Origin of the sequence: Spartinivicinus poritis (assembly GCF_028858535.1) — a bacterium.
Classification (GTDB): domain Bacteria; phylum Pseudomonadota; class Gammaproteobacteria; order Pseudomonadales; family Zooshikellaceae; genus Spartinivicinus; species Spartinivicinus poritis.
Window position 1 is genome coordinate 1 of the sequence record NZ_JAPMOU010000093.1, and the last position, 8,534, is coordinate 8,534.

The following is an 8,534-nucleotide window of genomic DNA, read 5'->3' on the forward strand; positions in this document are numbered from 1 at the left end:
TGGCTCGTGTATCATGTCCATCGTTTGCTAGTTTGAAGCCGCATGCATGACGCAACATATGAGGGTGAATAGGAAAGCTAATATCAGATAAAGCTCCAATTCTGGAAATCAATTTCCTGAAACAGGAAGTGGTCATAGGTCCAGCACGTTCAGTCACAAATACATAGGGTGACTGGGCTGACTCTCTCTGAAGTTTACGTAAAGCTCGAAGCTCTGGTCCTCTCAAAGGGTGCACACTAGGCACCCCTTGTTTTAGGCGATGAATATGAATTAACCCCTGATCAAGACTGATTTGATCCCATCGTAAATCACATAACTCAGCAGCACGAAGTCCATGCCGGTAAGCGAGTAAAATCATTGTGGCATCACGGTGTCCATAGCGGCCTCGTTTGCGGGCAACTCTTATTAATCCAGCTACTTCATGATCAGTTAAATACTCTCGTGGGCGACAACTGGAGTAAGCTTTTCGTTTAACTTTCCCGTTTACGATATTTAGTCGTTTGGTTGAAGTTGCCATGGAGCCCTCATTTTTACTCATATAACAATAGTATACTTTCCCACTTAGGGCCATAAATAGGAAAGTTAGAAGTCCACAGCTACCTTATGAGTGCCGAACACGAAACCGCCTATCCTCGCTTTAAATCCAATTTAACCGATACTGAGCTATCAGAAATCTACACCCCAACGGATAATGAGTTGGCATTTGCTCGACGCCACTCTGGAAATCAAGCTGAACGCCTAGCCTTACTTCTGCAGCTAAAAGTTGTGCAGCGGCTTGGTTATTTCACCCAATTGACGGAGATACCCACAACAATCCGCTCCCACATTGCTCAACATGCACACATCAAAGGAGTCAGCAAAACCCAACTACGAAACTTAGATCGAGCAGGTACTCGTCACCGCTTACGTCATCTAGTTCGGAGCCGACTCAAAATCAAGCCATTTGAAGATGGTGGTACTGAGGTAGTGGCTGAGTCTACAGCAATAGCAGCTCAAACTATGCAGGAGTTGGTGGATATAATAAATGTAGCTATTGAGGAGCTGATACGCCAACGTTTCGAGTTACCTGGATTTACTAAGTTATTGCGCACTGCCCGTAGTGCACGGGCCTATGCCAATACGCAGATTTACCAGGCGATAACCAGTCAGTTAAGCACTGACATCAAAAATGCCTTGGATCAACTGTTGGTCGTGGATCCTGATGCCTCCGAAAGCGGTTGGCAACGTCTTAAATGTGAGCCAAAGAAGCCCACCAACAAACAAGTCCGCGCCTATCTCAACCATTTGACTTGGCTAAAACAATGGGTAGAAAAGCTCCCTGATATGAGTTTTATTGCTGCTGCCAAATGGCGACAGTTTGTTTTAGAGGCTCGTACCTTTGATGCTGCTGACTTGAAGCGTATGAAACCTTCAAAACGGTATGCACTGGCTGCCATGATGTTTCATGTACAACTCCGCCGAGCAATGGACAATGCAGTGACCATTTTAACCAGGAAAATGGCCACTTTGCACAATAATGCCAAACAACGCTTAGAGAATTACCATCTGCAGCGGACCAAGGCAGTCGACACGCTCATTGAGCAGTTTCGTAAAATGTTACATGCCTTCAACGATGGTGAGTCAGATGCAGAGCGTGTAGGAGGCATTAATAAGGTGCTTACTGATAGTCCAGAAAATCTGATGGCAGAGTGCGACCAACATATGACCTATGCAGGTGATAACTATATCCCTTTTATGTTGAGTTCTTTCCAAGCACAACGCCCATTACTGCTTAACTGCCTCGAATTATTAAATATTCAGTCATCATCCAGCGACCAATCCTTGGTAGAAGCCTGCCACTTTGTAAAAGACCATCGCCATAGTCGAAAAGCCATATTACCGCTATCTGAGGGGCTTTCTTTACATTGGTTACCGGAAAAGTGGAAAAAGATGGTCATTAGCAAGTCTTCCGCTACCGTAGAAATTACAGAATTAAATCGAAAATATTTCGAGATATGTGTGTTATCACAAGTAGTAACAGAGCTTAAGACAGGAGACTTATTTGTTGAACATAGCGATGAATATAATGATTATCGAGATCAGCTCATTACTTGGCCAGAGTATGAAGAGCAGATCAGTGATTACTGTACCCTACTTGAAATCCCACAAGATCCCAACGGCTTCGTGGAGACACTCCAGAGCGAGTTAGCCAATATGGCGACGGCAGTTGACCAGCAGTTTCCAGAGAATGAGTATGTAGATATTGATGATAATGGACTGATCATACACAAACATGAAAAAACCGCTGAGCCGATCTCACTCAAGAAACTTGACCAGGCAATCACGGAGCGCTTGCCAGAGCAAAATATCTTAGATGTTATGATTGAAGCAGAGAGCTGGTTAAGCTTGCATAAAAAATTTGGTCCAGTGACTGGATTTGACACTAAGCTTAAGGAGCCGCAAAAACGCTTCATTGCCACCTTATTTTGTTATGGATGTAACCTTGGGCCAGAGCAAACTGCTCGTTCCATTGAGGAGCTGAGTCGGAAGCAAGTAGCTTGGATGAATTTGCATCATATCACTGAAGAGCGCTTGGATAAGGCTATCCAAGCAGTAATTAATGCTTACAACAAGTTTCGTTTACCTAAATCTTGGGGCTCTGGCAAGCATGTTTCAGCAGATGGAACTAAGTGGAATCTGTATGAGCAAAACCTGCTATCAGAATATCACATTCGCTATGGTGGCTATGGGGGAATTGGTTATTACCATGTCTCTGATATGTATATTGCCTTGTTTAGTCACTTTATTTCTTGCGGGGTTTATGAAGCCATTTATATCCTTGATGGTTTGATAAAGAATGAATCAGATATCCAGCCAAATACCGTGCATGGTGATACCCAAGCACAAAGTACCCCTGTTTTTGGGCTTGCCCACTTGCTAGGTATTAATCTCATGCCAAGGATCCGCAAACCAAAAAAATTAATATTTTACCGGCCGCAGCGGGGTATCAATTATAAACATATTGATAGGTTATTTGGTGAGGCCATTAATTGGAGTCTCATTAAGACTCATCTGCCTGATATGCTACGTATTGCATTATCAATAAAATCTGGGGAAATTACACCTTCAACAATTCTCCGGCGCCTGGGTACAAAAAGCCGTAAAAATAAATTGTATTTTGCTTTTCGTGAATTGGGCAGAGCCATTCGAACCCGGTTTCTTCTCAAATATATTGGAGATATAGAACTTCGTAGGACCGTGCAAACAGCAACCAATAAAAGCGAAGAATTCAACCAATTTGCTCAATGGTTATTATTTGGAGGAGAGGGTGTAATTGCTGAAAATATACAGCATGAGCAGCGTAAAATAATCAAATACAATCACTTAGTAGCTAATTTAGTGATTTTGCACAATGTTAATAACATGACTCGGGTACTGAATGAGTTGAAAAAAGAAGGATTTGATATCACAACTGAACTTGTGGCTGGCCTGGCCCCTTATAGAACCTACCACCTAAACCGATTTGGCGATTATTCACTGCATTTAGGACGACAGATAGAGCCAATGAATTTTCAGACCACTTTTCTTTGATAAAGAATTAATCATGCAACCCCCCTAATTTTACAGGGTGTCCCGGCTTAGATTAGAGGCCACCAATTGCTACGCCTCCCGTATTAGTTGATTTTTGCTGTCTATCCTTTTCACTTTGTCCATCGTGAAATTAGTTAAGGTCATGATTGCTTCGTCGTCGGTGGCGCTGAAAGTATTTTGGCTTTTATTGAATGCGAATACCAGGAGCATTTTATGGGCTTTTTCCTTGATCTTTAAAACCACATTATTGGCGTATTTGCTTCCTATCATAAGTGGGTCGAGTATGTATAGTTGGTCTTCGGGGTGAATCCCTGATACAGTTATTATTTGTGGATCCCACAACCTTACCCAATCGCTCGCTCGCACGATTGGGCTACCCTGTGTACCGGTGCGCGAGTAGCTCACACCAGTTCCCTCGGCACCCCATAGATCACCGCTAGGCAGTGCGAACCCTTCATGTTTCAGGGCATTTGGGTGAGTGATTTCTTCGAAAAGAAATTTGGTAATGCCATTCCTGCCCCCCATGAGAAACTTACCTCCGCCCCGGGCAACCACTATATGTGTACCGTCTTCACTACCTTTATTCCATGAGTCCCTCCCTCTCCCCAGTTCCACAATGTTCAGCGCCCCATGTGGTCCTGCCGTCCATGTCTCCTGGTCAACTGTGAGGTTTAAATGATAGGTTCCAGCTCCCCCCGTAGCAGTTCCACTTTTGTACACCCACCCTAGTTTAGTTGTACTGACCGTCCCACCTGCAGTCTCTTCGGATTTGATTATTGAGCCACCCGATTTCCATATATATCTAATCGTGGTTCCACCCACCTCGTCTTCTTTTATTACCATGTCCCTGTTCCTCGGTGGCATTGCAACTTCATCGATATTACTTTCGGTCCGCTCACTCCTTCCTTCACCAACCACCACTTTATCCTTAGCTCCCTCGACGTCACTACCTAGCCACGGGCTTCCTTGAGGAGCTAGGTAGATTATTTTTTTAGGATTTATGTCCGTGTTCATCGTTATTATTATTTCACGTATTTCGTCGCTATGCGCTCTGAGATATTCCACAGCAGCGCCCAGCGGTCTATCCTCACGTGATTGCATAGCCACTGCAGTATATGGAGGACCCTCGAGGTTCACACATGTGTCCAAGTGTACTGGTGTTCGGTTCACTGGTGTCCCAAACCGAGGATTGCATGCTTGAATTCGGTATTTCGTTGTTGGAAATAGCGACCCGCCCATCCCCACACTTCTGATATTTCCACCTGATCCCAGGGTCAAAAGCGCAATTTCCAGTTCCTGCCTCATAGCTTCTTGTTCCATGTTCGCCAGCCCCGCGCGGTGTTGCATCGACTCTACCCACTCATCTCTACTACCCGCGAGACTGCTAAAGAAAGCCCGAATCCCTAGTTTGAATCGACTCCAATCATTGAGATCAAGAAACTTATCGACGATCTCCACTGTTTCGACAGCGCTGATGATCGGCCCACTGATCAGGCTACTGATTGCGGCGACGACGCCTATTACTGCCGCCACAGCTTGCGCCACCAGTGGCACGGGAAGAGCGGCGAGTATTCCAGCGACGCCAGCCGCCATGGTCCACAAACCGTTTATGGTGTTGCTGATACCCGAAGCCAGCTGGTATTTGTACCTGGGATGATCACGATCGAGTTTTATTAGTTGATTTATTCCGGACCCCGCGAGTACCCCGCCCGCGAGGACAGTACCAGCTCCTACTGCTGGTCCCATCCAGGCGCCTACCCCTCTTACGATCGTTAGCCCTTGACTAAGGACCCCAGTAGTTCTTAATCCACCCGTTATGCTATTGAAGGCTCCTAGAGTAAGGTCAGTTCCGCGTAGGGCGCTCAAGTAAGTGTTGGTAGTAACCGCTGCGATATCCCACCCTAATTTATTTTTTTGTGCCTCGTGACGTTCCTTCAGCCGTAAGCACGATGCTTCGTTCACGTTTGCCCCTGGCCACAGTTTTCCGTTTCTTGTGACCACGCACCCCAATTCTTCCATTCGAGTAGCTATAGCTGGAAATCTATAATGTGGCATAAATAGAATGCCTCTACCCTCAGATACAGCCTGTTTATTGAGCGAATCGACTATGTCACTTTATGATTTTCTAGCTATATTTCAGCGATGTTTTGTTCGGTTGCTTTTTTACTTTCCCAACTTTGATGCGTGCCATAGAACAGTATGATGTCAGCAATCGCTTCCATCCCTCGCGTGAGATACGACGGACCTTCTGAAGCCCTCGGTTGCACTGGATTCCTCATGGCTTGCTGGTAACTTTGTGCTCGTTGATATGTGAGGTAGGTACCCAAGGTCCTACTGGAGGTTGGTACATACGCTATATTTGCATTTGTTATGCTAATGGAGGCAAGGTCACTGCTGGTAGCCGCTTCTATATTTGCATACATTACGATAATGATCCTTCAGAAGTTTACCTTGCATTAGGAACGTACATGAAATAACTTCCATTTTTAGCCCCAACTCATTACGCTTTGCTGCGTAAAAGAATGTCCGGAAAACTGTTGCCAGATTAAACTGATAGCTTAGTAGTTAGGATAGAATTGTCAGGAGGAGTCCACTAGCATAAATAACACAGCTTGTGTATTAATCATTACTTGATCGTTTGGCACAGATTGGAGCTTTATCTGATATTAACTTTCCTATTCACCCTCATATGTTGCGTCATGCATGCGGCTTCAAACTAGCAAACGATGGACATGATACACGAGCCATTCAGCATTATTTGGGACATAAAAATATTCAGCATACGGTTAAATATACAGAATTGACCCCTGAGCGCTTTCTATCGTTTTGGCATGATTAATAAATAGAAAATATTTTTGGTGAATTTTTAGACCACTTTTCTTTGATAAAATAATAGGTTACAGCTGAATCTGGCCAATCTCGTCAGAATCCCGGCCGGACCTCAAATAGCTTTGACATGGATACCACTAAAATATATATTTTGAATTAGATACTTTAAGGACTAACTAGATGCAAATTACCGCTTCACAGCTGCAAAGCCAGCACAAAGCCTTGATTGATGCCCTCAAGCGTGGGGAATCCGTCGAAATTACGTACCATGGCGAAATACTTGGGATCGTTCACCCTAAAACCACCAGTCTCCAGCTACCTAGTTCTAATAGAGACGCTGACGTATTTTTTGGTATGCACAGCGACCAAACCACTTCTGCTCAATCTATTGAAGATGAAATTCGACAATTACGAAAAGGCAGAAGGCAGCGTTTAGATGATATTTGATACCAGTATTCTGATTTATGCCGCTCGTGGGTATGACAAAGCTAAACAAGTGATTGTTGATACCCCTGATCGCGCTATTTCTGCAGTGACTTATATGGAGTTTGTACCATTCTGTCGTAATAAGCAGGAGTTACGTCAGTTTGAAAAAATGCTAGAAACACTGCAGTTCAAAATTCATGAAATTGATCCGCAAATTTCCATCAATGCACGCAGCTATACCAAACAGTTTGCGCTTAGCCACAGTGTTGAAATGGGTGATGCCTTAATTGCTGCTACAGCCATACGCTATAACGACACATTGTGCACAACAAATATAAAACACTTTAAGCCTATTTCAGGCCTGCAGCTTGAACGTTTTAACGTCTCTGAATAAACTACCGACCGGCAACTGTATGCTTATCACCTACAAGAAGTGAACCATAGATGTCTATAACACCATTAGAACAGCAAATTATTGAGTTAGCCGCTCACGAACTCAATACTATGCAACACTGTGCTGAAACAGCGTCAAACGCACCTGATGCCGAGCAAGAAGTGCTATGTACAGGACAAAATAGCACTTTATTGAGAGAAATCAATCGGTTAGAGGTGAATTGATCCCTCTTTGTCATTACAATTCAGGTCACCAAACCATCAAGAATTGTACAACAAATGAGAGAGATCAACTCACTGGCCAAAGAGCTTAAAGGGGTTTTTGGCTGGCATCAAGCCCGAGTAGTACTACTTGCTCAATTTATTATTGCATTGGTGAAAGTTCGCTCGACTAACCTGACTCAAGTGGCACACGTTTTTTATGGAACGGCTTTACCTGCATCAAATTATAAACGGCTTCAGCGATTTTTAAGAGAGTTTACGCTGGACTATGATCAATGCGCTCGTGTGCTAGCTAAGTGGTTTTGCCCTGAGGATGCTTGGATACTTTGTTTGGACCGGACTAATTGGCAATTTGGTTCATTGAAAATTAACTTTATGGTGCTTGCCGTTGCACACACAGGACTAGCAATACCTTTATTTTGGGTATTATTACCCAAAAAAGGTAATTCCAATACAGACGAGCGAAAAATTTTAATCAATCGTTTTGTAAATGTATTTGGTACTAAAAAAATAGCTTATTTAACGGCTGATAGAGAGTTCAAAGGTAAGGATTGGCTCCAGTTTTTGGTCGATGAGAAAATTCCATTTTGTTTGAGAATTCCCAACAATACTCAGGTGTGGAATAAACACCGAAATCAACAATTTCCTGTTACTCGAATGTTTGGTTTGCAACAAGGTGAACGGATGAGTTTAAACAAACAACGAGAGATTTGGGGTATTCCTGTTTTTTTATCCTGCCTGATGGGTAAGCAAGGGCGTGTGATTGTTGCTACTAATAGCCAGCCGAAAACAGCTATTGAACGCTATGCAGTCAGATGGTCGATTGAAACGTTGTTTGGCTGCTTAAAAAGCCGAGGGTTTAATTTAGAGGCGACTCATCTAAAGCATCACGAACGACTAGATAAGTTGTTTTTTGTATTGGCATTAGCATTTGGCTGGTGTTTCACATTAGGCATTTGGCAAAATACACTTAAGCTTATCAAGTGGCGGATTCAACTAATAAGTGCAACTCGCCTTGAGAGTGTCACTTATTTTGTGTAACTGCTCATTCATGTAAACTTCCTTAATAGGAGCAACTGAATGAGCAAAAGAAC

Annotated in this window: 7 protein-coding genes and 1 pseudogene; 6 read left to right on the top strand and 2 right to left on the bottom strand. The window is 43.6% G+C overall.

Features of this window, described 5'->3' with window-relative positions:
* Nucleotides 1-538 (bottom strand): tyrosine-type recombinase/integrase (locus tag ORQ98_RS28100; RefSeq protein WP_274692153.1); only part of this gene is annotated, 538 nt, incomplete at its 3' end.
* A 65-nt stretch (nucleotides 539-603) separates the two neighbouring features.
* On the opposite strand from ORQ98_RS28100, the gene ORQ98_RS28105 reads away from it, so the two are divergent.
* Nucleotides 604-3,570, top strand: a complete 2,967-nt coding sequence (locus ORQ98_RS28105; protein ID WP_274692154.1) for a Tn3 family transposase — start codon at nucleotides 604-606, stop codon at nucleotides 3,568-3,570.
* Nucleotides 3,571-3,639: 69 nt separating this feature from the next.
* Here the strand turns inward: ORQ98_RS28105 and ORQ98_RS28110 are convergent, their stop codons facing one another.
* Nucleotides 3,640-5,316 carry a hypothetical protein gene (locus ORQ98_RS28110; RefSeq protein WP_274692155.1) on the bottom strand — a complete coding sequence of 559 codons (1,677 nt, stop codon included), beginning with the start codon at nucleotides 5,314-5,316 and terminating at the stop codon, nucleotides 3,640-3,642.
* Between the two features lie 892 nt (nucleotides 5,317-6,208).
* Here ORQ98_RS28110 and ORQ98_RS28115 point away from each other — a divergent pair.
* The 5 genes and pseudogenes from ORQ98_RS28115 to ORQ98_RS28135 all read left to right on the top strand — a co-directional run.
* The gene (locus tag ORQ98_RS28115) at nucleotides 6,209-6,409 is read left to right on the top strand and encodes a tyrosine-type recombinase/integrase (protein WP_274692156.1); all 201 of its coding nucleotides are present in this window, start codon (nucleotides 6,209-6,211) and stop codon (nucleotides 6,407-6,409) included.
* 170 nt (nucleotides 6,410-6,579) lie between these two features.
* Entirely contained in the window at nucleotides 6,580-6,846 is a 267-nt protein-coding gene (locus ORQ98_RS28120) for a hypothetical protein (RefSeq protein WP_274692157.1), read from the top strand.
* On the top strand, nucleotides 6,836-7,219 hold the full coding sequence (locus tag ORQ98_RS28125; protein ID WP_274692158.1) for a type II toxin-antitoxin system VapC family toxin: 384 nt from the start codon (nucleotides 6,836-6,838) through the stop codon (nucleotides 7,217-7,219). The genes ORQ98_RS28120 and ORQ98_RS28125 overlap by 11 nt, the downstream gene beginning before the upstream one ends.
* A 50-nt stretch (nucleotides 7,220-7,269) precedes the next feature.
* Nucleotides 7,270-7,443, top strand: a complete 174-nt coding sequence (locus ORQ98_RS28130; RefSeq protein ID WP_274692159.1) for a hypothetical protein — start codon at nucleotides 7,270-7,272, stop codon at nucleotides 7,441-7,443.
* A gap of 54 nt (nucleotides 7,444-7,497) precedes the next feature.
* Nucleotides 7,498-8,424: pseudogene (locus ORQ98_RS28135) on the top strand (IS4 family transposase); the annotation flags it as partial.
* Between the last annotated feature and the right edge of the window lie 110 nt (nucleotides 8,425-8,534).